Consider the following 24,716-nt stretch of genomic DNA (forward strand, 5'->3'; position numbering starts at 1 on the left):
AGCTGATTTAAACATTCAAATTATAGCAATAATGTTTACCAGAATCAATGCAATGTTTCCATGTCTTTACAGCCCTTGTTACCCGTCAATATAACGATTGTTCAAGAAAAAAGATTATGTGCAATGTCTAATTTCAATCGGATAGATAATGCTATATCCTTATGGCGAATCTTCAAGATAATAATCATTTTGTATGCTATCATATGGGCATTATTAATCATCTTAGTAAAGTTAACCAACAGTTTTAATGCAATAAATCTAAAAAAAAAGTAAGTAGAATGGGAGGGAACTATCATAGAGGATACATTTTTACTTAATACCAAGGTCTATTTTAACAATCATTCCCTAAAGTCTTTAAAGAAGATTAGCGGAAATAGAGCATTTATTGTGTCGGACTCTATTATGGAATCTCTAGGATATCTTCAAGAGGTGGTTGACCATCTAAATGAAGCGGGAATTAGTTCAACTGTTTTTACAGGGGTGCGCCCTGATCCGGATGTAGGTTTAATTGCAGATGGGCTGAAGCTTTACAGAAATAGTGGTGCAGATGTTCTCGTTGCGATTGGCGGAGGCTCTGCCATTGACACGGCTAAAGGCATCCTTTATTTCATGTGGAAGTTTGGAAGCATAGAAGGATTAGAAATAAAAAAACCACTCTTTATTGCAATCCCCTCCACCAGTGGAACAGGTTCAGAGGTAACCGACTTTTCTGTGATTACCTCCAAAGGTGAAAAAGTAGTCATTATTGATGAATTGATTTCACCAGACATTGCGATACTTGACTCTACCTGTATTCAACATGTTCCTCAACGTGTGGCAGCAGATACAGGGATAGATGTTTTGGTTCATGCCATAGAGGCATATGTTTCAACAAAAGCATCCGACTTTACCGATGCTCTAGCAGAAAAAGCAATTAAACTTATATTTGAAAACCTTGAGTTGCTTTACAAGGACACAAAGAATGACCAAGCAAGGGATCGAGTCCTAAATGCTTCCTGCTTAGCAGGAATGGCCTTTACAAATGCGGGTCTTGGCATCAATCATAGCCTTGCACATGCTTTAGGGGGGACATTCCACATTTCACACGGTCGCTCGAATGCGCTTTTGCTTAATACGGTTATTGAATATAATGCTGAGCTAAGTGGAAGTGCCAACGGTTATGCTGCCGAGAGATACGCAAAACTGGCAAAGGTGCTGGAACTTCCAGCTAGGACACGTCGTGAAGGAACCGTTAATTTCATGTCGGCTATTAAGAAACTGATAAAAGCACTAGGAGTCGAAGAGAATATAAAGACCCTTGGTGTGGATCAAATCGAGTTTGAAAAAGCACTAGAGCAAATGAGTGAAACAGCTGTACAAGATCGGTGTACCCCAACCAACCCAAAGCAGCCTTCAAAGGAAGATTTGATACGAATTTATCAAAAGTGTTATTGATTGTGTATTTATAAACAGTAAGTTAACTCATAACCTCCCAATTGTTTTTTCAATAGGGAGGTTTATTTTTGCTCTAAATTAGCAATGGCTAAACTCAAAAATGAGATGGAATCTTCACAATAAGCTTAAAATATGCTATTTTTCTTTTGCTATAATTATGAAAGGATGGTTCTTACTAACCATTATTTACTCTTATTCTCATTATCAACTGTTGGCAGCGAGGTGTACTAGAATGAAGACAACCGATAATTCTCTTAAAAAATTAATAGCCTCTAATATTTATGCCCGCTATAGCGGAATTTTATCCTTATCAGATATTTCCTTGTTTTTGGTAGATACTAATGGGCAGATTTTAATTGAGTTAATCCCATCACCCGATTTTTGCACCCATATATGCCGAGAACGGGGAGACCAGGTATGCCCCGACTACAATTTTCGGTTTAAAACAGGCGATGAGGGCAGCTTTGTCTGCAGATATGGTCTCGAAAACATCCTTTTGCCTATTATGGTACAGGATGAGACTCTAGGATATATAGCCGGTATGCAGGTATATTCACAGGATACCGAATATCAAAAATTTATGATTAATATTCAGTCACTTAAAAATGAGAAAAACACAGAATTAGAGTTTATTGCTAAATCTATCTCCTCACTGAAAACTGTCGAACCTAATAAAATTAAAATACATGAACAATTATGCAGCCACATTGCAAAGAATATTTCGATTGACTTGTCCGAAAGTGTTAGTCATGCTAATTCCGATGTTGCAAGGTTGTCGATTGAAAAGGAAATGCTTGAGAAAAAGATTATCGATTTAGAAGCGAAGAACATGTCGCTGGTCATCAATCCACATTTCTTGTTCAATACCTTGAATTGCATTGCCCGTATTGCATATTTTGAGCATTCCCACTCAACCGAGGAACTGATCTACTGCCTGTCCGATTTGTTGCGATACAATCTTAAGCAGGCAGATAAGCTGCATACCATTGCTTCTGAAATAGACAACATTGAGAAATATCTATACATACAAAAGGCACGATTTAAAAACCGTTTGGAATATAACATTGATGTCCCGGAAAAAATTAAGTCCTATAGAATCCCTAACATGGTGATTCAACCTATTGTTGAAAATGCACTTATTCACGCCATTACTCCAAAGCGTGACGGAGGAAAAATTAATATTTACGCGGAAGAAGCTAATAAGGTAATCATTATTTCGATTGCAGATAATGGGAATGGTTTTCCAAAAGATGTATTAGCTAAGATACAAAAATCTGAAAATAATACGGGTCTAGGGTTTCGGAGTACCAACCAACGTTTAAAAAGATATTATGGGGAATGTTACGGATTGGAAATCGTAAAATCTGACTACAGCGGTAGTACGGTTACCATTAAAATTCCCACTCAACCGATAGGAAGGTGCTAGCGATGAACGTTGTCTTGATTGTCGAAGATGAAATACTTGAACTTGAGTTCCTTACATTACTTGTACGAGATGAGCTTCATCCGGACGATAAGCTGTTAACTTGTGAGAGCGGAGTTCAGGCTATTCAACTTGCAAAACAGTATCGGCCCAATATCATTTTAATGGATTTGATGATTACCGAAATAGATGGACTGACTGCCATTCAGGAAATCAGAAAATTTTTGCCTAACTCATGTATTACGATTTTGTCAGCCTACTCAGAGTTTTCATATGCACAAAAAGCGATTAGTCTTAAAGTTTTCGAATATCTTTTAAAGCCCGTTAAACCTATTGTGTTCAAAGAAATATTAAACAAAATGTTGAAAGCGTCATCAAACGGTACAGTACTGGTTGAGGAAAAGCCTATGGAATTGAGCGTTGAAACAACGGAAGATCGACTTTACTTTATCGAAGAATCCATAAAATATATTAAAGAGCATTTCAGAGAAAAATTGACTTTGGAAATGGTTGCATCCAAGGTGTTTGTGAATCCCAAATACTTTAGCCATGTTTTTAAAAAGGAGAAGGGTGTCGCTTTTACTGATTATATCAATCAACTGAGAATGGAATATGCCTGCAGATTGTTGGAAATAACCAATTATCAAGCTTACCGGATTTCATATGAATGCGGTTTCTCAGACCCTTCATATTTTAACAGGGTATTTTGTGCAAAAATGAACATGACCCCCCAAACGTATAGAAAATATGTTCATGCCTTAAAACAGAGTGATTCAACTGATAAAATTAATGTTGGCTGTTAATATCACTTGTTATAAAAAAACTTGATTCTATAGGTTTTTTGAGCATTTTAATATGACTTTGTTCTTTCTAACTAACTGAAGAAGAAATCATTACTGCCATTCATGTTACTCCTGGAAATGAAGACGATGGAAAACAGCTACAAACTTTGGTTAACAAAACAAAAGAACAACAAATTTAAACAGTGTCCTTTCAAGGAAGGTTGTTATAACAATACAAAGGAAAAACCGTATTCCATTAGTATTAAATCAGAGGAACATATTCATCAGATGGCATATTTGGAACCTGATGATTATCTCCAAAAAAAGGCATTCATTCCAAAATTAAACATAAAAATGCTGAATTAAAGAATGCACATAGAATGACCAGGGCAAAAACCCGTGGTCAATTTGGTATGCGAATACAGGCTTTTCTAACTGCGTTTGTAGTAAACGTTAAGAGAATGATAAAGCTTAAAATGTCCCTTTCAGTGTGATAGTGGGGACCTAAAATTCACTAAATACAAAAAGTAGCCGCCAATTGATGTTTTTCATTAATTGGCGGCTACTTTTATTAAATCAAAATGCGTTTTTTAGCCTTTTTGCAGTGTCCTCCGAAAGAGGTCTTTTTTTTTGAACGGTAAGTATCATCTGCATTCACTTTTATATCTATGGTATTAATAGGACTTTCATTGCTTTTGGGTCGTGAATTGCGGTTTGAAAAGCTTGTTGTGCCTGATCCAGTGGGAACGTATGCGAAATCAAGTAATCCGTTCTTATTAATTTCTTTTCTAAATATTCAATTCCTTTTGGAAGGACAGAACCTAATATTCCTATAAGTCGTATATCTTTATATACTAGTAAACTCGAATCTATTTGGGATGATTTTTCTGGAATTGCTACTACTCCTACTGTCCCTTTACTCTTTACAAATTGTAAGGCCTGATGCAGGGTGTGTGGAGTACCAGCAGCATCAATGACGATATCAGCGTTGCCTCCCTTGCCAAAGTGATATTCACCTATTCCCGTTTCCTCTTGAATAGCAGCTAAGAGATCGACTACTTTCTTAGGATTAATCACTACGTCAGCCCCTGATATTTTAGCAAGTCTTAGACGTTCTTCTTCAATCTCTACCGCGATAACCTTTACGTTTTCAACCGTTTTAAATAACTGAATTAAAAATTGACCTATAGTACCTGCTCCAATGACAACAACCTTATCATTAGGCTTGGGTTTTGTGCGAAATAGTGTGTAGACTGCGGTCCCTAAGGGCTCCGCCATAGTGGCCTGGAGATTCGACAAGCAATCGGGTATTCGAAATACATTTTCGCCAAGAATAGCATTTTCCAAGCGCATATATTCAGCCATTGCCCCATTCTTGCCATACCCTGAATATCCATCAAAAAGTCTAGGGCACATGCGATAGTCTCTTTTACGACAAAACTCACATTTACCACAATACGAAACAGTAAATCCTGTCAGACGATCACCTATTTCAATTCCCTTCACTTTAGCACCTAATTCAACCGCTTCTCCGACAAATTCATGACCCATAATCTGTTCGGGATATGCATTAATCCCGGTTTTATAGGTATGTATATCAGAACCACAAATACCGACTGCAAGAATTTTTAGCAGGACATCTTCAGGACCTATTACTGGCATATTAATAGATTGAATTTTAAGATCACCAGGACCGTTCAAAAGGGCCGCGTTTATTTTATTAAACATGGTCTTTCCCTCTGCTAACTTTATCTTTTTCAATCCCGTATCTTTCATAAAATCGTTTGTCTGCTCCTTCAGGATCTTTATAAAAATACCAGGTACAGTACTTTTCAGGTGTCGAAGGGGGGTCTAAAGGATAGACAGGATTGCCGCTCCAATTAATGGGCATTAATTCATTCATATAGGTACAGTGAGCACAATAGTAAGGGAAGTCTTTTCTATTAAAAGACCAAGAGTAGGCACCTTTTGTTTTACCATAGTTTTCGTGTTCCATGCGCCATAATCGTTGTCCGCTTCCACATGGGCCTAGCTTAAATGTTAATTTATCCTCATCTTCATAAATCTCAAATGAGCCTGGGTCTGGTCCTGCCCCATACGTACTATGAGCTCGCCACGTTGCAGCTAAGGCAGTGGCAATTGTTTTTTGATCGCGTTTTTGAATCTGTAAGAATGGTTCCTTCCATACCTTTGAAGTCATTTCTGCTAATGCGTATCCCACGTCCTGTTCCCCACATTCTTCTGAGATAAAAGTCAGTAACAAAGCAATAGATTCAACAAGAAGGTCATGATAGATTCCCCATTCATGCTTAGCCATTTTTATTGATTCGATTGCTCTTTTTTTATCTCTTTCACTAACATACTCAAAAAGCTTTTGCTCTTCTTTAGGGTATGTCATTTGGTTTAGGTATTCCTTAGAAAGCCAAGAAACAATAAATCGAGATTTTACGTTCACTCCGATCTTGGCCCATTCTTCAATAATCCCTTTTTCTACTAGTTTCCTTTCAGAGTCCATAGTCCCTTTTGCAGGTGTTTTCCACAGTTTATCAAAAACTTTTTTCCCCGCCTTATCTTTATATTCCTTACCCTTTTTTTCCTCAATATAGTCTAAAAGCTCTACTATGGAATCAATCATTAAAATTCTTAAGAATCCCCATTCAGCCTTTAACCCTTTACAAAGTTTAGCTGCTAACTCATAATCAGCTTTCTCTAGCATGGCAGCAACTTTGTTAAGAGTTGGAACAGTCATTTCATGCCTTTCCTGATCCGTAAACCACACTTCATTTTTCATTCTTATCCCTCCTTACTTCATTCGAGCAAGTGTAACAGGGTTTAAATGAGCCCCCCCATCCACAGGTATTTGTGCACCGTTTATAAATGAGGCTTTATCTGATGCCAAAAAGGAAACAAGGCTGGCGATTTCCTCTGGTAAACCTAATCGTTTGGCTGGAGTTAACTGAATGACTCCGTCCTTAATCTGTTCTGGCATCTTTTTTACGTTTTCAGTATTTATTAATCCAGGTAAGATTGCGTTACTTGTAATACCAAATTCTCCATACTCAAGTGCTACATTTTTTGTCAAACCAATGATACCTGCTTTACTTGCCGAATAAGCCGGCTGTCGATCTAAACCTCCTAACGCCGCCGTTGAAGACATATTAATGATCCGTCCCCACCGTTGCTTCATCATTTCAATTAAAGCCAATTTAGTGCAATAAAATGTACCATTTAAATTAACGTTGATTTCCCTCTGCCATTTTTCTACTTCCATTTTCGCGGTAGCGGAGATGTTATTGACAATGCTTGCATTATTAACAAGAATTTCAATTCTTTTATTATTTGAGATAATGCTATAAAAACAAGCCTCTACTGCTTTAGGATTTGAAATATCAACAATTTCATAAGCCCCTCCGCATTCCTCCATAAATTGAATAATAGTTTCTGATTGGTCAAGTCCAATTACGAAATGACCATCCTCTATAAGTCTATTAACGATTGCTTTTCCGATCCCACCAGAAGCACCCGTAACAACTGCGACTCTTTTATTGTTTAACAATTGGCTGCACCACCGTCTATAAACATAGTCTGCCCGGTTACATAGCTTGATGCATCAGAAGCTAAAAATAGGACTGCCCCTTCAAGTTCCTCAACCTTTCCGGTGCGTCCTAACGGTGTATTATCAACAACTCTTTTCATAACCGACTCATTTCCATTCACAAACTCAGCCACACCGACGTCCATAAAACCTGGTGCAATCGCATTCACCTGAATATTATGTCTTCCCCATTCAGCTGCTAAGGTTTTAGTAAGAGAAAGAAGTGCGGCCTTACTAATGGAATAAGCCCCAAGACCTCTTACAGGAGTATTTGCGGCAGAAGAAGAAATATTAATGATTTTTCCTGATTTTTGCGATTTCATATGCTGACTCACTTCCCTAATACAGCGAAGGGCACCCTTTACATTGGTGTCCATAATCTTATCAAAACCTGAGAGCTTTGTTTCATCTAATGGGGCCATAAACGGACTAATCCCAGAATTGTTTACGAGTATATCGACCGAACCAAACTTTTCTAACACAGACTGAACCATTTGTTTTACAGATTCATCCTGTGTCACATCAAGCGAGACTGCCAGACCTCTCTCCTCATTGATCTGTAATTCCTTTAATGCTTTTTGACATGTGTCCAGTGATCTACTTGCCACAACAATATTGGCCCCTGCCTGAGCCAATGATTTCGTTATCGTATATCCAATTCCACGCCCTCCACCTGTAATGATGGCGGTCCTACCAGTCAGATCAAATAGGTTGATCATCAGATTATTATCTCCTTTTTCTTGGATTTCTTACTATGAAATGGCTTCCCTGCTGCCTGTAAAAAAACTTCCTTTAAACCTTCAGACAAGGATGGATGTGGGTGTATCACATGGGACAGTTCATGAATTGTTGCTTCTAATTCTATGGCAAGAGAAACTTCAGAGATTAGTTCATTTACCCCATGTCCAATCATTGTGATGCCGACGATTTCTCCGTACAATCGATTAACCAGTAATTTAATTAACCCTTGATTGTGTCCAGAAATCATGGCTTTCGGGTTAATTGAAAGTGGAAATGTATAAGCATCAATCTGTTCATAAACTCTCCTTGCTTCACTCTCCGTAAGCCCGGCAGCACAAAATTCTGGGGAGGTAAAGATAGTTCGGGGGACCACCGTCGATACAGGAGCAGAAGTCATGCCGGCTATATACTCAGCAACAAAAAAACCTTCCTCATAGGCGGTATGAGCTAACTGCCAGCCAGGAGTTACATCACCAATCGCATATATAGATGTAACATTTGTCCTGTAGTTTCCATCTGTCGAAATCAACCCTTGCTTCACCTGAACTCCTGCTTTTTCGAGCTCTAAGTTTTTGATATTCCCTGTTCTTCCTATTGCTACAATAACAACATCAGCAATTAACAAGGACTTTTCTCCATCTTTTTCTAGGTGTAGTATGTTTTCCTGCTCCAAAATTTCACAAGAGGATACTAAATGTTTCATTTTAAAAGAAATGCCTCTTTCTTTAAGATAAGATTGTAACTGTCTCGACATCTCTTCATCTTCATTTGCTAAAATTGAATCCTGCTTCTCAATGACGTGAACGGACGAACCAAGTGAGGCAAAGATACTGGCAAACTCCAAGCCAATCACTCCACCGCCAATTATTGCAAGCCGTTTCGGAACGTGCTCAAGCTGTAAAACATCATTACTTGACATAATTGATTTGCCATCAAAAGGCATATGTGGGAGGGCGATTGGCTGTGAACCCGTAGCAATAATAATGTTTTTTCCTTTGATTATTTCTTTTTTTCCATTGGAGTCTGTTACTACGATTGTATCCGATGTAAGGAACGATGCCTCTCCAAAACATAGTTTGATATTTGCTGCTTGTAAGATTGATTTGACGCCGGAGCGGAGCTTTCCAATTAGATTGTTTTTATTTTCATGGAATTGATTTAAGTTAATCCCTTTGAACTCCAAATCTATCCCATGATGCCGTGCCTCTTTTATTTCTGCCACTCTTTGAGCAAATTGAACCAACGCTTTTGTTGGGATGCAGCCCTGATTTAAGCATGTTCCTCCTAAATCGGATTTTTCAATTAAAATCGTTTTTAAATTTAGCTGTCCTGCCCGTAAAGCAGCTGAATAGCCTGCTGGTCCACCACCAATTACAATTACGTCCCAATTTTCCTTCACCTAATCCACCCCATCATGACTTAAATACTTGGAACTTACATCACCGTTAGTAAATAGGGATGCTCCATTAAGTATCGAAACTCCTTTTGAAAAGCGGCTGCCGTTGCCCCATCAATGATTCTATGATCAACTGTCATGCTATAACCCATAACATGACCAATCATTATTTCATCTTCTCGGACAACAGGCTTCTTTTTTATTTCACCGATTCCAAGTATGGCCACCTCTGGTGAGTGTAGGATTGGAGTACCGAGAAATCCACCTACTGACCCAAAATTGGTAATCGTAAAAGTTCCCCCTGATATATCAGCCTTTCGTAAAGTCTTAGTCCTTGCTTTTCGAACCAATTCTTCCAATTTTATATGAATAGACGATAACGAAAGCTGGTCGGCATGATGAATAACGGGAACAATTAAGCCATCTTTTAAAGCGACTGCCACTCCAATGTTAATCTCCTTCCAAATCTTAATTTCATCATTTTCTATACTTGCATTAAAAATTGGATACTTTTTCAAAAGAATAGAAATGGCTTTAATAATTAAATCTGTAAAGCTAAAAGTAAAGCCAGTCTGATCCTGCTGACTATTCAATTCATTTCGATAGGTTACTAGTTTACAAACTTCTATTTCATTTAAATCAGTCATTTGAGCAGTTAGCTGCAAGCTCATGTGCATCCGGTTTGCAATATTCTTCCGCATCCCTGCAAAGGGCAGAATCTTGACCGGTGATTTTTTGTATACCTCTTTTTGTAAAGCAGCTTCTTCCTCAGCTTTGTTTTGGTTAATTTCCGGGAGAACCTCAGAAGCTGTTATTTCACACTCAACTGTTTGTAAATCTATTTCATTTTGCTTTATTAGTGGGAGGAGATCACGCTTTCGAATTACCCCTCCTGGGCCAGAACCCTTTTCAACGAGTTGTAGATCTATACCATGTTGCAATGCTATTTTCTTTGCAAGCGGTGAAGCTTTGATTGGTTGTTTGGAGGTAAGTTGGGCATTAGGTGATGGAGTTAATGTAACGATATTATTAGATTCATTGTTATCATTCACTGTAAGTAGGGAAGCAACTTTCATACCGATAGGGTACTCGGTTCCCTCTTCTCCTTCAATTTGAAGTGTCCCTGCTTCTGGTGCTTCGATGTCATATTGTAATTTATCCGTTTCTATCGTCAGAACGACTTCCCCAGCCTCAACAAAGTCTCCATTGTTTTTTTCCCATTGTGTTATAACGGCACTTGTCATTTCAGCTCCCAGTTTTGGGATGGTAATATCCCTACTCATGTATAAAGCCTCCTATAACACTAATTCTTCAGCGGTTTGAATGATTTGCAAAACAGTAGGATAAAGAAAATCTTCTGCATTGCCAACTGGAATAGTAGAAAACAGCCCAGCAAGCCTTTTCACTGGCGCATCCAGATCATAAATGGCTTGTTCGCTTATCAATGCTGAAATCTCTGCCCCGAAGCCGCTATTTTTCGCTGCTTCGTGAACAATGAGGACATGATTCGTTTTCTTAACCGACTGTATAATTGTTTCAACATCTAAGGGGAGTAGCGTACGTAAATCAATGACTTCTGCTTTGATTCCCTTCTTTTCGAGCTCATTTGCTCCTTCTAAGCACACATGAACCATTTTTCCATATGAAAGAATGGTTAAATGCTCTCCCTTACAAACAATCTTGGCCTTTCCAATCGGTATTGTATATTCCTCATCTGGAGCCTCTCCTTTTAAGCTGAGAAGGGATTTATGTTCAATAAATAAAACTGGATGATCATCTCGAATGGCTGACTTCAAAAGCCCTTTTGCATCTTCTGGATTGGAAGGATAAACAACTTTCAGCCCTGGAACATGGGTGAACCACGCCTCAAGAGACTGTGAGTGATGGCTTCCACCCCGAAACCCACCCCCTCCAAGGGTACGAACGACAAGTGGAATAGTAATTTTTCCTCCTGAAACGAAATTTGTTTTAGCTGCTTGATTAACTAGCTGCTCCATTGCAATCGTGATAAAGTCCATAAACATAATTTCTATCACAGGGCGGTATCCAGCAATAGCTAGACCCACTGCCGTCCCCATGAGGCCCTCCTCACTAAGTGGACTATCCTTAACACGCCATTCCCCATATTTTTCATAAAGTCCACGTGTTAATCCGAATGTACCCCCAGCACGACCGATATCTTCTCCAAGTAAAACAACTTTAGCATCTCTTGTCATTTCCTCATCTAGAGCTTGGTTAATCGCCCATCGGAAATTTAATTTCCCCATACCGTTACCTCCATCAGCCATAAATCACCCGATTCACATCTTCTTCTGTTACAAAAGGAGAGGATAAAGCGAACTTTTCTGCATTGCTCAGTTCCTTGTCCACTCTTTCTTCCAGTGCAGCCATTTCTTGTTCAGAAATTATTTGTTCTTCTAGCAAAAATTTCTTGTAGGTAACAAATGGATCTCGTTTGATCCATGCTGCTGTTTCTTCCTTGTCTCTATATGACATTGAGTCACCTTCAAAATGCCCGGAAAAACGGTAAGTTTTGACCTCAATTAAAGTGGGGCCATTCCCTTCCCTTGCCTTATTAATAGCTTTCTCGAATGTTTCGTAGCATTCCTCCATGTTATAACCATCCACGACCATACCTTCTATTCCATAGGAGGACGCTCGATCAGCAATATCTTTAATTTTCATTTGTGATTGTTGAGGCATAAATTCGGCGTATAGATTATTTTCACATACAAATACAACTGGTAAGTTCCAGACCGCGGCCATATTTACGGCTTCGTGAAAGGCACCTCGGTTCGTTGCACCATCTCCAAAGGCACATACCACTACCTGAGATTGTTGATTGAGCAAACTGGCATATCCTAACCCAACTGCGATAGGAATATTACTCCCAATAATTCCACCTGTACCATAGATTTTAGATTCGATATCCATAATATGGGCTTCACCACCCATACCACCACAGCAGCCTGTCTTTTTTCCTAAAATCTCTGCTAACAGCACATCAGGATGCAGACCCTTTCCTAATAGAGAAGAACGGGATCGTGGATAAGGAACAAGGTAATCTTTTTCGTTTAAACAGGCAGTTAGTGCTACTCCAGTCGCCTCCTGCCCTTTTCCCAAATGTACCCACCCTGCTACTTTTCCATTGGCAAACAGGTTTCCTAACAAATCTTCAAATTTCCTTGAGATATATAATAGTTCATACATCCAAATGCGTTTTTCCTTTGTTAAAGACATCCTCATTCCCCCTGCTCTAAGAGATAAGAGCTTTTGCAATTATATGGCGTTGAATTTCTGACGTCCCTCCTCCAATTTGCATTAATTTTGCATCTCTCATATAGCGCTCGACCGGAAAATCCTTTATATACCCATATCCTCCAAAGATTTGGACAGCCTCAATCGTTGCTCGCATAGCAACTTCCGATCCGAACAGCTTGGCAGCAGCTGCCAGGCTATTTACTTCATGGATTCTGCCCTGATCACAAAGAGTAGCTCCCTTATAGGCAAGTAAACTTCCAGCCTCTACCTCTACATACATATCTGCCAGTTTCGCCTGTATTAACTGAAATTGTGAAATCGGCCTGCCAAACTGTTCCCTTTCTTTGGAGTATTGAATCGATGCGTCAAGAGCCCCTCTCGCAAGCCCTATTCCCGAGATCCCCATCGCAATTCGTTCACTATTTAACCCACTCATTAAAATCTTTAGACCTTCGTTTTCTTTTCCAACTAGATTTTTTTCGGGTACATAACAATCTTCAAATATCAGCTCACCAGTTGGGGAACCGCGCCAGCCCATCTTTTCAAACTTTTTCCCTTTTATAAATCCAGGAGTTCCATCCTCAACTAAAAAAGCACTAATCCCTTTTGCCCCTTGTTGAGGTTCTGTTTTCGCAAAGACAAAAGCCAAGTCTGCCACGGGGCCATTGGTAATAAAAGTTTTCGTGCCGTTCAAAACATATCCGTTCCCTCGTTTCTCGGCTCGCATTTGCATCCCCAGCACATCAGACCCTGCATTTGGCTCAGTCATTGAATAAGCACCGATCATTTCTCCAGAGCACAACTTAGGCAGAAAGTAAGCCTTCTGTTCTTCACTCCCATTTCTGACTAAATTATCAATGACCATAATTGCTTGATGTGTAATTGTTGCTGCAGTGGACATACAAACAGCAGACAATTCCTCTGAAAGAATACACAATTCTGTTACACCGAGCTCCGTCCCGCCATATTTTTCCGGAGCTGTAATTCCAAGGAGTCCTAGCTCTGCTGCCTTTTTCCAGCTTTCATATGGGAAGCGCTCTTCCTTATCAATTTCATAAGCAAGAGGAGCTACCACTTCTTTGGCAAAATCTCTAATCAATTTTCTTTGCATGACTTGTTCTTTCGAAAAATCAAAATTCATTTTGTTCCCCCATTCTAGATTCCTGTAAAATGTGGTTTTCTTTTATTTAAAAATGCATCGATTCCTTCTCTGCAATCTGAAGAATTAGCAAGTGAAAGTAGTTGTTCTTCCGTATATTGAATGGCTTTTTCGAGTGGCATTTGTAAACCTACCTCAACGGACTGACAGATTGCTTTGACGGCAAGCGGGGCATTCTCACTTATCTTTTGAGCAAGCTCGAACGTTTTCCTTTCCAATTCATCATGATGTACCACTCGATCAAAAAGGCCAATGCTTTCCGCTTCACTGGCTGAAATAGAGTCGCCAGTCAGAAGATAATAAAGCGCCTTTCCTTTTGAAATGAGTCTGGGCAATCGCTGTGTCCCACCCGCTCCAGGAAGAATACCGAGTTTCACTTCTGGCAAACCTACGACCGCTCTGTCAGATGCAATTCTAATAGAGCAGGCAAGAGCTAGTTCAAGCCCTCCTCCAAATGCAATTCCGTTGATAGAAGCAATGTACGGAATCGAGCTTTGTTCGATTCTATTAAATGTCGCAATTAACTTTCGGTTTAAGTTGATATTTTCTTGAGATGAGCTGTTTTGAAAGTACTTTAAATCAGCTCCAGCTGCGAAGGTATTACCAGTCCCTGTGATCACAGCAGCATGTATTTGCGATTTTTTTGATATGAAAGAAATAACATGTTCAAGTTCTTCAATATATTTGTCATTTATAGTGTTAAGATGCGCCAGTCGATCCATACGGATGATGGCTATTTTATCTATGAAATCAAGTTTCATATAATTTAGTTCGATAAGAAATCACCTCTCTCTATAAACACAACCTTACTCGAGAGAATGGATACGCTAACACTTTTCCACCTCTAATTCATCTGTTTACTGTTCAGTTGATCTCTGATGACTGTTTTTAGAATTTTCCCGCTAGGGGACGTAGGGAGCTGATCCCAAAAGGTCACCTCTTTTGGAACTTTAAATCCTGCTAGATACTCCTTACAATATGCAATGATTTCCTCTTTCGTAGCCGTCTGATCGTTGACTAATACAACATGTGCAGTAACAGCTTCCATCCAATGCGGATGTGGCATACCCAAAACAGCTGCAATGGCAATCTTTGGATGACTTTGTAAAACTGATTCCACCTCTAAGGAGGAAACATTTTCTCCACCTGTTTTAATCATGTCCTTTATTCGATCTACGAAAAAAAACTGTCCTTTTTCATTACGGTATCCTAGATCACCTGTATGCAGCCAACCACCTCGAAGGGTGTGTTTCGTTAATTCTGCATTCTCCCAATATCCTTTCATGACGGCAGCCCCGCGGATGACTAGCTCCCCTACCTCGCCATTTTTTACTTCTTCACCATGTTCGTTTAAAATTTTTACAGTTACGCCTGTATCGGGAACTCCAATTGAACTTGTGTTCTCTCCGAAATCCTCTGGCATAGATGTCGTTCCTACCGGAGTACTCTCTGTTTGACCCCAGTAATTTCTCCAATGGATGTCAGGTTTAATTTTTTTCCACTTTTCAAGTACAGGTTTCGGCATTACAGAACCAAAAATAATACACTTTTGTAAGGAAGATAGATTATAAGTATTAAAGTTAGGCATTGTTGGCAATGCATAGTAGAGCGTCGGTGGATACGTCCACATGGTCACCTTTTCATCCTGGGTTTTTTTCAAAATGTTGATTGGGTCTGGTGCATATTCAATATAAGCCTTCGCACCAGTAGCAAGGGCTCCCATTAGGATTGTGGTACCAGCCACATGAAATAATGGCAGATCAATTAACACGACATCCTCACGATTCATAGTAACGTCACATACAAAGTGAAAAATACTCATGTAGTAGTTTAAATGTGAGGTCATAACACCCTTGGGGTTTCCTTCTGTTCCAGTAGTATAGATAAGAGTGGCAGTGTCATCTGATTCTACGTATACCTCTATTTCTGAATCTGAATAGCTGCCTGAAAAAAAACGGCGAACATCTATCCATCCCTCTGGGACTATGTGTTGATTATTGAAAGAAAACATTCCGTATTCTTTTATGCTGGGGAGCTCATCTTGGATGGGCATCACTTCTTGGACAAGGGAATCTTCTAGGAAGAAAAGCTTAGGCTTTGAGTTATTTATAATATAGTTGATCTCTTTTTCTTTTAAACTAAAGTTAATGGGGACAGGAATTGCGCCGATTTTTGCTAAGCCGAAGCGGCAATATAAATATTCCAGGCAATTATGGGTCATAAACGCAACACGGTCACCACGTTCAATTCCTAGTTGTAAAAAGGCATGGGCAGCTTGACAGCTTTTAGAGTTTAACTCTTGATATGAGACAAGTGTTCCTTGATAAACTAAAGCAGTTCGTGTACCAAATCGTAAGGCAGAACGAGTCAATAAATCTCCTAATGTCGTACGGCGCAATAGATTTTCCTGCAAGTTATTCATCAAAACTCTCCCTTATATTAATTCATATTAGGTTTTAATTCCTTGTTCCCCTGGCTATAATCTTGAAAAGGCTCATCTCTCATTTTAACAGCTGCTTGCACACCTAGGGTGTTTGCTACATTTACAAATTCCTTTCCCTCAGGTGTATTTCGCATGATCCCATCAAGTATTGGGCCAAGATATTGCGTGTTTTGCAGACCCATTTGTTCAAATACCTGGTTTACGATTAACTTCATAGACGCTAACTGAGAAGTAGGGATACTGGCCATTCTATTTGCCCAATACATCACTTTTTCATCCAGTTCTTCTGCTGGATAGGAATAATTAATTAGACCGATATCAACTGCTTCTTTCCCGCTTACCGAATCTCCTGTAAGCGCGAACATTTTTGCTTTTGTTAAACCAAGCCGATAAATCCACATACCCGTTAAATGACATCCCCATACACGTGCATATGGTGTTCCAAATCGGGCATCATCTGACGCAATGACAACATCAGCTAGAAGAGCCATCTCAGATCCCCCGCCAACACACCAGCCATGAATTTTTGCAATGACGGGCTTACTGCTCTTCCAAATCGACATAAATTTGGGGATAATGCCGTAGAACGGATTTGTGGCCACCATAAAGTCCTTTCCAGGATCCCACTCCTCTTGGGCACTCTTTAACCCCCAATCGTTGAAGTGATCTAAATTTTCCGAGAAGTCAAAACCAGCACAAAACGACTTGCCCGCCCCTTGAAGAATGATGACACGGATACTTTCATCGTGATTTGCCTGGATAATGGCTTGCTCAATCTCCTCCGGCATCGGTGGACGAATCGTGTTGAATTTCTCCGGCCGATTGAGTGTAATCGTTGCAATCTTCCCGACCTTTTCATACTTAATTGTTTCAAACATTTTACAGACCTCCAATTTGATCTTCAATTATTCGTAGACTGAACGTTCAGTAGATAAATCGTAACATCTTCATAAAAAGGTTGTCAATGAATTTTTTGAAAAATTAAAAAATAATCACCTGACTGTCAGGTGATTATTTCATGGACTTACGAACTACTTCGATGAGCGTCTGTTTATGTTTATCTTTAATAGATTCAAAATCTTGCTTTCCTGTGAACTGTCTAATGGTTGGAAGGGCAATCAACATATAAGATACCGAGCCAATAATCTGGAATAAAAATAAAGTTGGGTCGATGGACTGCATTTTATTTTTTTCATTTAAACGTTCTAACGGTTTCTTCATCATTTCGATTACTTCGGATAAATACATATGTCGCTCTCCGCTCATTCGTTCCGAATTCTCCATTATCTCTCTAACAATGATTTGGTTATATTCAGGGTTACTATGTGTCCAGTCTATTAATCGTTCAACCAAAATTTCTACTTGTTTTTCATCGTTTCCGATATCTTCTGTTAAGTCTTCTGTAATGGTCTGAATACTTTTAGCAATACGCTTCAGCACTTCTTTGTATAAGGCTTCTTTGGAGGGAAAGTAATAAAGAATAGTTGAGTTTGCAACTCCAACAGCACTACCAATTTCTCTAACAGAAGTCCCTGAGAGTCCTTTTTTTGCAAATAATTCCTCAGCCACTATCAACAAACGCTCTTTAGTTGAATCTGTTTGATCTGTTGCTTTTTGAACCTTGCTATCATGTTTTGACATAGTCCGCTCGCTTTCTTTTTTCTAAATAATAACATACTTAATGCTTAAAATAATCCATTTTTCCAAAATACGGTCCACTTCAATTTAATAGTATTTTAATACAATAATAAACAATCTATGGGGTGATTTCTCACAAAGAAGGCATCAAAAGAAATACAGAAAAATACTCTGGAATCTTTCCAGAGTATTTGATTTTCTCATCTGCTTTCGACCGGAGGATCAATTCTGTTTGGTTAACCCTTATTATTTACCTAATAGCGTACCCCCATCAACAACCAGCGTCGTTCCTGTAACAAATGAAGCTTCGTTAGAAGCTAAAAATAAGATGGCGTTTGCCACTTCCTCAGGTTGACCAATACGGCCCAACACATTCGCAGTTGACAAAACTGGCCATTTATCCGTATTTTTCCATTCGTTTATAATGGTTGTTTCTATAACACCTGGCGCAATGGCATTGACGCGTATATTCTGCTTTCCATATTCCAAAGCTGAACTTTTCGTCATGGCTATTACACCGCCTTTGGCTGCTGAATAAGCTGCAAGCAATTTCTGTCCCTTAATACCGGCAATGCTTGCTATATTAACGATTGAACCTCCGCTATTTTTTTCCATTTCCGGAATCGCATATTTTATTCCATGGAATACCCCTCCTAAGCACACATCAACCACCTTTTTCCAATCTATAATTGGAATGTTAGAAATTTTATTTTCCGGATGAGAAATACCAGCATTATTAACCATAATATCTAGTCCACCAAAAATATCCACCGTTTTTTTGACTAGTTGTTCAACGTCCTCAGATTTAGAAACATCAGTAAATAAAAATTCAGCATGATCACCATTTGCTTTTATCATTTCCACTGTTTTAAGACCTTGTTCTTCATTCATATCAGCAATCATCACTTGAGCACCTTCGCGTGAAAATCGAAGTGCCGTTGCCCTGCCGATACCACTTCCGCCCCCGGTAATAATAGCAATCTTTTCTTTTAAGCGCATATAATCACCTCATCATAACCATGATTTTAAATATTGCTAATCCCTCTTTAAAGCGCTTCCAATTTCTCAATTCATAATTCTTATTCTTTTTTTCTAGCTTTATCTCTCAAAACTCTTCTTAACGTTTTACCCATCATATTTTTAGGGAGTTCCGGTATAAGTTCAACAGATGTCGGGATCTTATACGGGGCCATTTTCTCTCGGCAAAAATCAATGATATCTTGTTCAATAATTTGACCTTTAAATTCATCCGATATAACTACATATGCTTTAACAGTCTCTCCTCTATATTCATGGGGAACACCGATAACTGCTACCTCCCTAACCGAGGAATGCTGTTTAATAATATTTTCAACTTCTATTGGTGCAATGTTATATCCTGAAGCAATGATAAGATCCTTTATTCGATCTACATAATGTAGGAAACCTTCTCTGTCAATATAACCCGCATCTCCTGTCCTAAACCAACCATCATTTTGAAAGGAAACACTTGTTTCTACTGGATTATTAAAATATCCTTTGGAGACTTGAAGACCTCTAAACAAAATTTCTCCGACTTGACCTCTAGGTAATGTAGAACCTTGTTGACTAATAACTTTTACCTCTCCAATATAAGGTAAACCGACAGACAGTGGATTTTTTTTATTCTTTAAGATACTCCAAGTACCCATACAATTTGTTTCAGTTCCACCCCACCCTACCGCTAAGTCAATGCCAATTCTGTCCTTCCATAATTTCATTAAGGACTCTGGAACCTCAGCAGCACCAGCAGTTGTAAAAGATAAACTACTCAAGTCATATTCTTTAAGTTTGGGATGTTGTAACAAGCCAATAAAAAAAGTAGGTGGTCCGAAAACTGTATTTACCTTGTAGGTTTGGATTGTATGAAATGCATCCTCAATATCAAAGATGGGTCTTGGAATAACAGTCCCCCCAAGATAAAAAGTAGGGAGTTGAAAAACTAAGTATCCTCCAGTGTGGTTCATAGGTAAAAAAGTGAAATTTATTGGCCTTTTACTTGGTATAAGATGAGCGTGAGTAACAGTATTGTGGACTAAATTTAGGTGGGTTTCCATAGCGCCTTTCGGATTACCAGTAGTTCCAGAAGTGTAAATAATTTTTACAACATCCTGCTTTGGATCGCAAACCTCCTCGAAGCCCATCACATTAGCACTCTTTATTAATTCAAAGAATTCCAACGTATTATCCAATTTCTTCTTTGGAAAATCCCAATAAGGCTTCAAACTATCGTATACATTGAAATTAGGGGAAGCAAAATCTTTAATATTCGTAACAATAATGTTCGTTATATTAAGATCATCTCTTAGTTTGTGAAAATAAGGGTAGAACACGTCTAATACTACAACTGTAGTAGCACCACAATCCTTAATTTGAAATGAAATTTCTTGTTCCTTAAACATAACATTAATTGGTGCTGAAATTGCCCCCAGTTTTGCTATAGCCAAAAAAGTTATCCAGTGTTGAAGTGATGGAGGGAGCATTGGACAGATAGTATCTCCTTTTTTAATCCCTAGATCTCTTAAAACAAAAGCAAACTTATCAATTAATAAATCAAATTCCCTATAAGTAATTTGATTATCTAAATATACCATAGCTATTCGATCAGGATATTTCTCCACACTTCTTTTAAATAAGCTATATATGGATATCTGAGGGATTTCTGGAATAGGCTCATCCCACGATGGATCATATATTACATAGGATTCATTTTTATTATACTTTTTTGCATCTGTTAACCATTCTTCAGGATATCCAATCCTATCATAAAAATCTTTTGCTATTAGCATCCAATCAATTCTCCTTCCATTGTTATATTGCAAGTTTTAATAGTCGAACAATGTGTGGTCTGACCAACATTGTTCGACTATAATAAATCCAAAAAAAAATAATTTCAATTTCCTGGAACAAAAAAAGTTATCACTATCGTTGCGAAATATAGCGGGTATCATTAATCTTGAATAAATTTCAAATGCTAAAAAAAATTAATATTTTTCTATTTTCATATTTGGTTGAAATAAGCTTCATTGAACTCTCATTATCTTTATTTATATAAAAACTTAAATTCCGTGATTTTCCCAGATTGGCTTACGTTTTTGAACAAAAGATCCCGCCCCTTCATAATGCTTATCTTCTCGCAAGAACATTGTCATAATACCTTCTGTTTCAATATAAGTCTGCTCTTCTACAGTTCGACCAATACAGCGTATAACTGTTTCCTTATCCGTTCGAATAGCCCCTTGAGGTAATTCACATATTGACTTTGCAAGTTCCTTTGCCCTCAGCATCACTTCATTTTTTGGAACTACTTCATTTACTAAACCTATATTCAAAGCTTCCTGGGCATCAATTGCTCTCCCAGTAATAATTAGTTCCATGGCCCTTGCATAACCAATCATTAAAGGTAATCGTACACATAAACCGTCACCAGCCACAATATTCCATCGCCTTTCCAATGCACCAAATTTCGCATCATCTGAGCATATACGAATGTCACCTAACAACATATTTTCTAATCCAGCTGCAACAGCATAACCATTTATTGCAACTATAATAGGTTTAAAGATATCGAACTTTTTTGTATAACCACAATATCCTTCTGAATTTCTTACATCCTTCCGAAATTGATCTAGCTGAGGTTGACGAGTTAACGCGGCAGCATCATTTAAATCCCATCCTGCCGAAAAAGCTTTATCTCCAGCACCAGTGTAAATGGCCACAAAAGCATCGTCATCATCTCTAAATTTTTTAAAAGCATGATGCAGTTCTAAATTTGTTTCGTTGTTTATACAATTATGAACTTCTGGTCGGTTAATTGTAATAGTAACTATATGATTTTCCTTTTCATATTTAATATTCTGGTAATTCATTTTGATCCTCCTAATAAAATTTGTTATTTTTTGATATTAAATCTTATTCCACTACAAAAATGCCCAGTTCTTTATTTGCTTGTTTATCATTGAACTAACATTATTCCACCCTAGCAAACTGATTTATCATATTTGAAAATCAGAAATTTTCTAACATCTTTTTTCTTAACGAATCACCCCTTTGACGTATAGCGAATCGCATGATTCATAGGTAAATCGGCACAAATGGTTGGAGCATCTTTAATTGCACGCAATGCCAGCGGAACATTTTCTGCAATTTTTTATGCAAGGCTCATAGCGCGTTCTTCTAATTTTCCCCTGGGCATTACTTCCATTAATCAAAAGCTTTTATGCTTCACCTGCACGAATACTTTGTCCAGTCAGTAATAATTTCTCTGCCTGTCCTGTTGAGGTAATTTCAAATTAGAAACTGAAGACCATCTGCACCTAGAAAATACCTTTCTACTGACCATTCAGTAGATAAAAGATATCATTGTTCGAAAAGTCTGTCAATTAATAATTACTCGAATTTCAACAAAATTTTGTGGACGAATGAAAAACAAATGTGGATTAATGAATACCCTGCTCTTCCTCAAAAAAAATCTTGTTTCCTTTTCATATGACGTTCCTAGCTTTTAGCAAACACTTAAGCATTGGATACGATTTTGGAGTTGACCCTGTAATGGATAATGCCCCAAAGGAGTCCTTTGACATTTAAAAAATGAGGTAGACTATCGATCCTGTAAAACATTCAAAGCACTAAAAGCGAAAATAAATCATTATATGGTTTACTATAACAATTACCGTTATCAATGGAATTTAAAAAAGATGACCCCTATTCAATATAGGAATCACCTTTTAGCTGCTTAACTCTTTTTTTCATATGTCCTTGACATGGGTACCAGATTACCAGATGTTTTGTTAACTGAAATGTTTATATTCTCCTAATAATTTTTTAACATATTCTCTATTTTCTTTAACTCTGTTTCGATATAAGATCTCCTATGGTCAAACCCAATAATGGCCAAAACTTTTCCGTTATGGTCCATTAAGGGAGCAAAGCTTGTTTTCCATTCTCCATAAATATCTTCATAAAAAGGAGTTACTCCTGCTTTCCCATTCATAGCCTCATATGCCATTTCCATCATTTCAGGAGGACCTTCATATAAATTTCCAGGTGGAATCACGAAATCTTCATCGGCTACAATAGTCAGCATTTTGTTATTATCTAAAGCTTTAAAAATGTAGACCCACTCAATGATCCCTTCTTGTTCTCGTATTTTCGTTAATTTTTTCTCAACCATTTTAAAAGTTGGATTGGATTGTGAAACAGGATGATTCACTAATTCAGAGATTTCTTCTGGAAGAATGACAGAGGATGTAACAATAGCCATTGATCGTAATTGTTTATTTAGATGTTGCTCCAGTATGTTTCTTTTATTTGAAGGAGAGAGAGTGTTGTGTTGAATTTTCTCACGAATTTTTTTATATTTTCTACTCATTGTAGGTTGACTAATATCCAGTACTTTTGCTGCAAGTTTAACCGATTTATATTTATCCATGGCCATTTTAATTAACTGTTCTTCAATCATATCAACTGCTTCTTGCAGCGGCATAATGTGATCAATAATTGGAGGTTCCTTGATAACAGCCTTTTTCCATGGAATGTAATTGTAAACTAAACTTGAGTCCACGTTCAATTCTCTACTAGTTACAACTACTCGTTCAATAGTATTCTCTAATTGCCGAACATTTCCCGGCCAATCGAAAATACACAATAAATCAATAGCATCTGGTAAAATATTGATGTTTCTATTATATAACGTATTATACTTTGCTATGAAGTGATAGATTAAGTACGGGATCTCTTCTACTCTTTCCCGTAACGAAGGGATTTCAATTGGTACTACATTTAAACGATAATATAAGTCTTCTCTGAATCGTCCATCTCTGACCATTTTTTCTAATGATTGATTCGTTGCAGCTATAATTTGGACGTAAATATGAATTGGTTTTGAACTTCCTAGTGGGGTGACTTCTTTTTCCTGTAAAATTCGAAGTAACTTTACTTGCAAGTTCAGTGGCATTTCTGCAATTTCATCAAGGAAAATAATTCCTTCATTTGCTAGTTCAAATTTTCCTGGAGCACCATTTTTGTTTGCACCACTAAATGCTCCGCCCACATAACCGAATAATTCACTTTCTAATAAATTTTCCGGAATTGCACCACAGTTAACTGCAACAAAAGGTTTAGACCTTCTATTTCCTAATTGATGAATGGTTTTAGCAATCATTTCTTTTCCTACACCAGATTCCCCTAATAATAGAACTGTTGTTGATACTTTTGAAACCATCTCTATTGTGTTAAGTACATCTTGCATTTTTTGGCTATGCACGACCATTGAAGAAGTGTGTCTTGTCTCCCTGCCATCGGTTATTTCTGTTGAATCTATTACATTATCGGAAATACTTTTTAATCCCCATATCTTTAATTCTTCACTATAACCATTTGATGTAAACACGGTTATTAGAATATTACTACCATCCCAAGCCTTTAATTGAAGAGAATGTACCTCTCTATTTAATAATTGTAATATGGGATCACCAAAGAATGAAATTTCCTCTAGTTCAGTAAACGTTCTTCCTTGAAGCGAGGCAGATTTGGTTAACCAAAAGTTTTTCAGTTCTCCACTTCGATGTAAAATAGTTCCCTTAAAATTTGTTACGATAATTTCATCGTAAATAGATAGGATACTCGATTGATAAGTTTGAAGAAGTTGTTCATTTGATAAATGGATAGACCCCACCTATATAGCACTCCCTTATATAGAGTATAAGTAATCAGACTATTTAGTAAATTATTTCATATTTGAATAGGAATTTCAAATTTGAAAGATAAAGAATATAAATAAAATAAGGATTTTTAATATTTTGTTAACATTTTGAATTTGGTGTAA

General features: G+C 37.8%; 20 protein-coding genes and 1 pseudogene. 4 read left to right on the forward strand and 17 right to left on the reverse strand.

Going from position 1 to position 24,716, the window contains the following annotated elements; translation table 11 throughout:
* The first annotated feature begins 294 nt into the window (after nt 1–294).
* The 3 genes from RTR43_RS05315 (at nt 295) to RTR43_RS05325 (ending at nt 3,660) form a co-directional block, all read left to right on the forward strand.
* Nucleotides 295–1,434: a 1-propanol dehydrogenase PduQ gene (locus RTR43_RS05315; protein WP_312470264.1), complete on the forward strand. Its 1,140-nt coding sequence runs from the start codon at nt 295–297 to the stop codon at nt 1,432–1,434.
* A 232-nt stretch (nt 1,435–1,666) separates the two neighbouring features.
* Entirely contained in the window at nt 1,667–2,860 is a 1,194-nt protein-coding gene (locus tag RTR43_RS05320; protein ID WP_312470211.1) for a histidine kinase, read from the forward strand.
* 2 nt (nt 2,861–2,862) lie between these two features.
* On the forward strand, nt 2,863–3,660 hold the full coding sequence (locus RTR43_RS05325) for a response regulator transcription factor (protein WP_312470212.1): 798 nt from the start codon (nt 2,863–2,865) through the stop codon (nt 3,658–3,660).
* 645 nt (nt 3,661–4,305) lie between these two features.
* Here the strand turns inward: RTR43_RS05325 and RTR43_RS05330 are convergent.
* The 16 genes from RTR43_RS05330 to RTR43_RS05405 all read right to left on the reverse strand — a co-directional run bounded on the left by RTR43_RS05330 (nt 4,306) and on the right by RTR43_RS05405 (nt 21,759).
* Complete coding sequence (locus RTR43_RS05330) at nt 4,306–5,367, reverse strand: zinc-dependent alcohol dehydrogenase (RefSeq protein WP_312470213.1); 1,062 nt, start codon at nt 5,365–5,367, stop codon at nt 4,306–4,308.
* On the reverse strand, nt 5,360–6,430 hold the full coding sequence (locus RTR43_RS05335; RefSeq protein WP_312470215.1) for a hypothetical protein: 1,071 nt from the start codon (nt 6,428–6,430) through the stop codon (nt 5,360–5,362). Before RTR43_RS05335 ends, RTR43_RS05330 begins: the two co-directional genes overlap by 8 nt.
* Before the next feature lie 12 nt (nt 6,431–6,442).
* Nucleotides 6,443–7,195 (reverse strand): SDR family oxidoreductase, encoded by a 753-nt coding sequence (locus RTR43_RS05340; RefSeq protein WP_312470216.1) that lies wholly within the window; start codon nt 7,193–7,195, stop codon nt 6,443–6,445.
* The gene (locus RTR43_RS05345; protein ID WP_312470217.1) at nt 7,189–7,953 is read right to left on the reverse strand and encodes an SDR family NAD(P)-dependent oxidoreductase; all 765 of its coding nucleotides are present in this window, start codon (nt 7,951–7,953) and stop codon (nt 7,189–7,191) included. The genes RTR43_RS05340 and RTR43_RS05345 overlap by 7 nt, the downstream gene beginning before the upstream one ends.
* A complete protein-coding gene (gene lpdA, locus RTR43_RS05350; RefSeq protein WP_312470218.1) occupies nt 7,953–9,374 on the reverse strand; it encodes a dihydrolipoyl dehydrogenase in 1,422 nt (473 codons plus the stop codon). Before lpdA ends, RTR43_RS05345 begins: the two co-directional genes overlap by 1 nt.
* Nucleotides 9,375–9,409: 35 nt before the next feature.
* A complete protein-coding gene (locus tag RTR43_RS05355) occupies nt 9,410–10,654 on the reverse strand; it encodes a dihydrolipoamide acetyltransferase family protein (RefSeq protein ID WP_312470219.1) in 1,245 nt (414 codons plus the stop codon).
* A gap of 12 nt (nt 10,655–10,666) precedes the next feature.
* Nucleotides 10,667–11,638 (reverse strand): alpha-ketoacid dehydrogenase subunit beta, encoded by a 972-nt coding sequence (locus tag RTR43_RS05360; RefSeq protein WP_312470220.1) that lies wholly within the window; start codon nt 11,636–11,638, stop codon nt 10,667–10,669.
* 13 nt (nt 11,639–11,651) lie between these two features.
* A complete protein-coding gene (locus RTR43_RS05365; protein WP_312470221.1) occupies nt 11,652–12,611 on the reverse strand; it encodes a thiamine pyrophosphate-dependent dehydrogenase E1 component subunit alpha in 960 nt (319 codons plus the stop codon).
* A gap of 16 nt (nt 12,612–12,627) precedes the next feature.
* Nucleotides 12,628–13,773 carry an acyl-CoA dehydrogenase family protein gene (locus RTR43_RS05370; protein WP_312470223.1) on the reverse strand — a complete coding sequence of 382 codons (1,146 nt, stop codon included), beginning with the start codon at nt 13,771–13,773 and terminating at the stop codon, nt 12,628–12,630.
* A 14-nt stretch (nt 13,774–13,787) separates the two neighbouring features.
* A complete protein-coding gene (locus RTR43_RS05375) occupies nt 13,788–14,552 on the reverse strand; it encodes an enoyl-CoA hydratase/isomerase family protein (RefSeq protein WP_312470224.1) in 765 nt (254 codons plus the stop codon).
* 83 nt (nt 14,553–14,635) lie between these two features.
* Nucleotides 14,636–16,213 (reverse strand): class I adenylate-forming enzyme family protein, encoded by a 1,578-nt coding sequence (locus tag RTR43_RS05380; protein ID WP_312470226.1) that lies wholly within the window; start codon nt 16,211–16,213, stop codon nt 14,636–14,638.
* A gap of 17 nt (nt 16,214–16,230) precedes the next feature.
* Entirely contained in the window at nt 16,231–17,112 is an 882-nt protein-coding gene (locus RTR43_RS05385) for a crotonase/enoyl-CoA hydratase family protein (protein WP_312470227.1), read from the reverse strand.
* A 133-nt stretch (nt 17,113–17,245) separates the two neighbouring features.
* A complete protein-coding gene (locus RTR43_RS05390) occupies nt 17,246–17,875 on the reverse strand; it encodes a TetR/AcrR family transcriptional regulator (RefSeq protein ID WP_312470229.1) in 630 nt (209 codons plus the stop codon).
* 243 nt (nt 17,876–18,118) lie between these two features.
* Nucleotides 18,119–18,871, reverse strand: coding sequence for an SDR family NAD(P)-dependent oxidoreductase (locus tag RTR43_RS05395; RefSeq protein ID WP_312470231.1), 753 nt, complete (start codon nt 18,869–18,871; stop codon nt 18,119–18,121).
* An 80-nt stretch (nt 18,872–18,951) separates the two neighbouring features.
* The gene (locus tag RTR43_RS05400; protein ID WP_312470233.1) at nt 18,952–20,679 is read right to left on the reverse strand and encodes a class I adenylate-forming enzyme family protein; all 1,728 of its coding nucleotides are present in this window, start codon (nt 20,677–20,679) and stop codon (nt 18,952–18,954) included.
* A gap of 270 nt (nt 20,680–20,949) precedes the next feature.
* A complete protein-coding gene (locus tag RTR43_RS05405; RefSeq protein ID WP_312470235.1) occupies nt 20,950–21,759 on the reverse strand; it encodes an enoyl-CoA hydratase/isomerase family protein in 810 nt (269 codons plus the stop codon).
* 685 nt (nt 21,760–22,444) lie between these two features.
* On the opposite strand from RTR43_RS05405, the pseudogene RTR43_RS05410 reads away from it, so the two are divergent.
* Nucleotides 22,445–22,629: pseudogene (locus tag RTR43_RS05410) on the forward strand (IS3 family transposase); the annotation flags it as partial.
* Nucleotides 22,630–22,703: 74 nt separating this feature from the next.
* Here the strand turns inward: RTR43_RS05410 and RTR43_RS05415 are convergent.
* Nucleotides 22,704–24,566: a sigma-54 interaction domain-containing protein gene (locus RTR43_RS05415; protein WP_312470238.1), complete on the reverse strand. Its 1,863-nt coding sequence runs from the start codon at nt 24,564–24,566 to the stop codon at nt 22,704–22,706.
* Between the last annotated feature and the right edge of the window lie 150 nt (nt 24,567–24,716).

The sequence above is a fragment of the Neobacillus sp. genome, assembly GCF_031988165.1.
GTDB classification, from domain to species: Bacteria; Bacillota; Bacilli; order Bacillales; family Cytobacillaceae; genus Neobacillus; species Neobacillus rhizosphaerae.

What these genes read in the sequence shown, in the direction of transcription:
- RTR43_RS05320 (WP_312470211.1), top strand. Translation starts at nt 1,667, where the DNA reads ATGAAGACAACCGATAATTCTCTTAAAAAATTAATAGCCTCTAATATT.
- RTR43_RS05325 (WP_312470212.1), top strand. Translation starts at nt 2,863, where the DNA reads ATGAACGTTGTCTTGATTGTCGAAGATGAAATACTTGAACTTGAGTTC.
- RTR43_RS05330 (WP_312470213.1), bottom strand. Translation starts at nt 5,367, where the DNA reads ATGTTTAATAAAATAAACGCGGCCCTTTTGAACGGTCCTGGTGATCTT.
- RTR43_RS05335 (WP_312470215.1), bottom strand. Translation starts at nt 6,430, where the DNA reads ATGAAAAATGAAGTGTGGTTTACGGATCAGGAAAGGCATGAAATGACT.
- RTR43_RS05345 (WP_312470217.1), bottom strand. Translation starts at nt 7,953, where the DNA reads ATGATCAACCTATTTGATCTGACTGGTAGGACCGCCATCATTACAGGT.
- RTR43_RS05355 (WP_312470219.1), bottom strand. Translation starts at nt 10,654, where the DNA reads ATGAGTAGGGATATTACCATCCCAAAACTGGGAGCTGAAATGACAAGT.
- RTR43_RS05360 (WP_312470220.1), bottom strand. Translation starts at nt 11,638, where the DNA reads ATGGGGAAATTAAATTTCCGATGGGCGATTAACCAAGCTCTAGATGAG.
- RTR43_RS05365 (WP_312470221.1), bottom strand. Translation starts at nt 12,611, where the DNA reads ATGTCTTTAACAAAGGAAAAACGCATTTGGATGTATGAACTATTATAT.
- RTR43_RS05370 (WP_312470223.1), bottom strand. Translation starts at nt 13,773, where the DNA reads ATGAATTTTGATTTTTCGAAAGAACAAGTCATGCAAAGAAAATTGATT.
- RTR43_RS05375 (WP_312470224.1), bottom strand. Translation starts at nt 14,552, where the DNA reads ATGAAACTTGATTTCATAGATAAAATAGCCATCATCCGTATGGATCGA.
- RTR43_RS05380 (WP_312470226.1), bottom strand. Translation starts at nt 16,213, where the DNA reads ATGAATAACTTGCAGGAAAATCTATTGCGCCGTACGACATTAGGAGAT.
- RTR43_RS05385 (WP_312470227.1), bottom strand. Translation starts at nt 17,112, where the DNA reads ATGTTTGAAACAATTAAGTATGAAAAGGTCGGGAAGATTGCAACGATT.
- RTR43_RS05390 (WP_312470229.1), bottom strand. Translation starts at nt 17,875, where the DNA reads ATGTCAAAACATGATAGCAAGGTTCAAAAAGCAACAGATCAAACAGAT.
- RTR43_RS05395 (WP_312470231.1), bottom strand. Translation starts at nt 18,871, where the DNA reads ATGCGCTTAAAAGAAAAGATTGCTATTATTACCGGGGGCGGAAGTGGT.
- RTR43_RS05400 (WP_312470233.1), bottom strand. Translation starts at nt 20,679, where the DNA reads ATGCTAATAGCAAAAGATTTTTATGATAGGATTGGATATCCTGAAGAA.
- RTR43_RS05405 (WP_312470235.1), bottom strand. Translation starts at nt 21,759, where the DNA reads ATGAATTACCAGAATATTAAATATGAAAAGGAAAATCATATAGTTACT.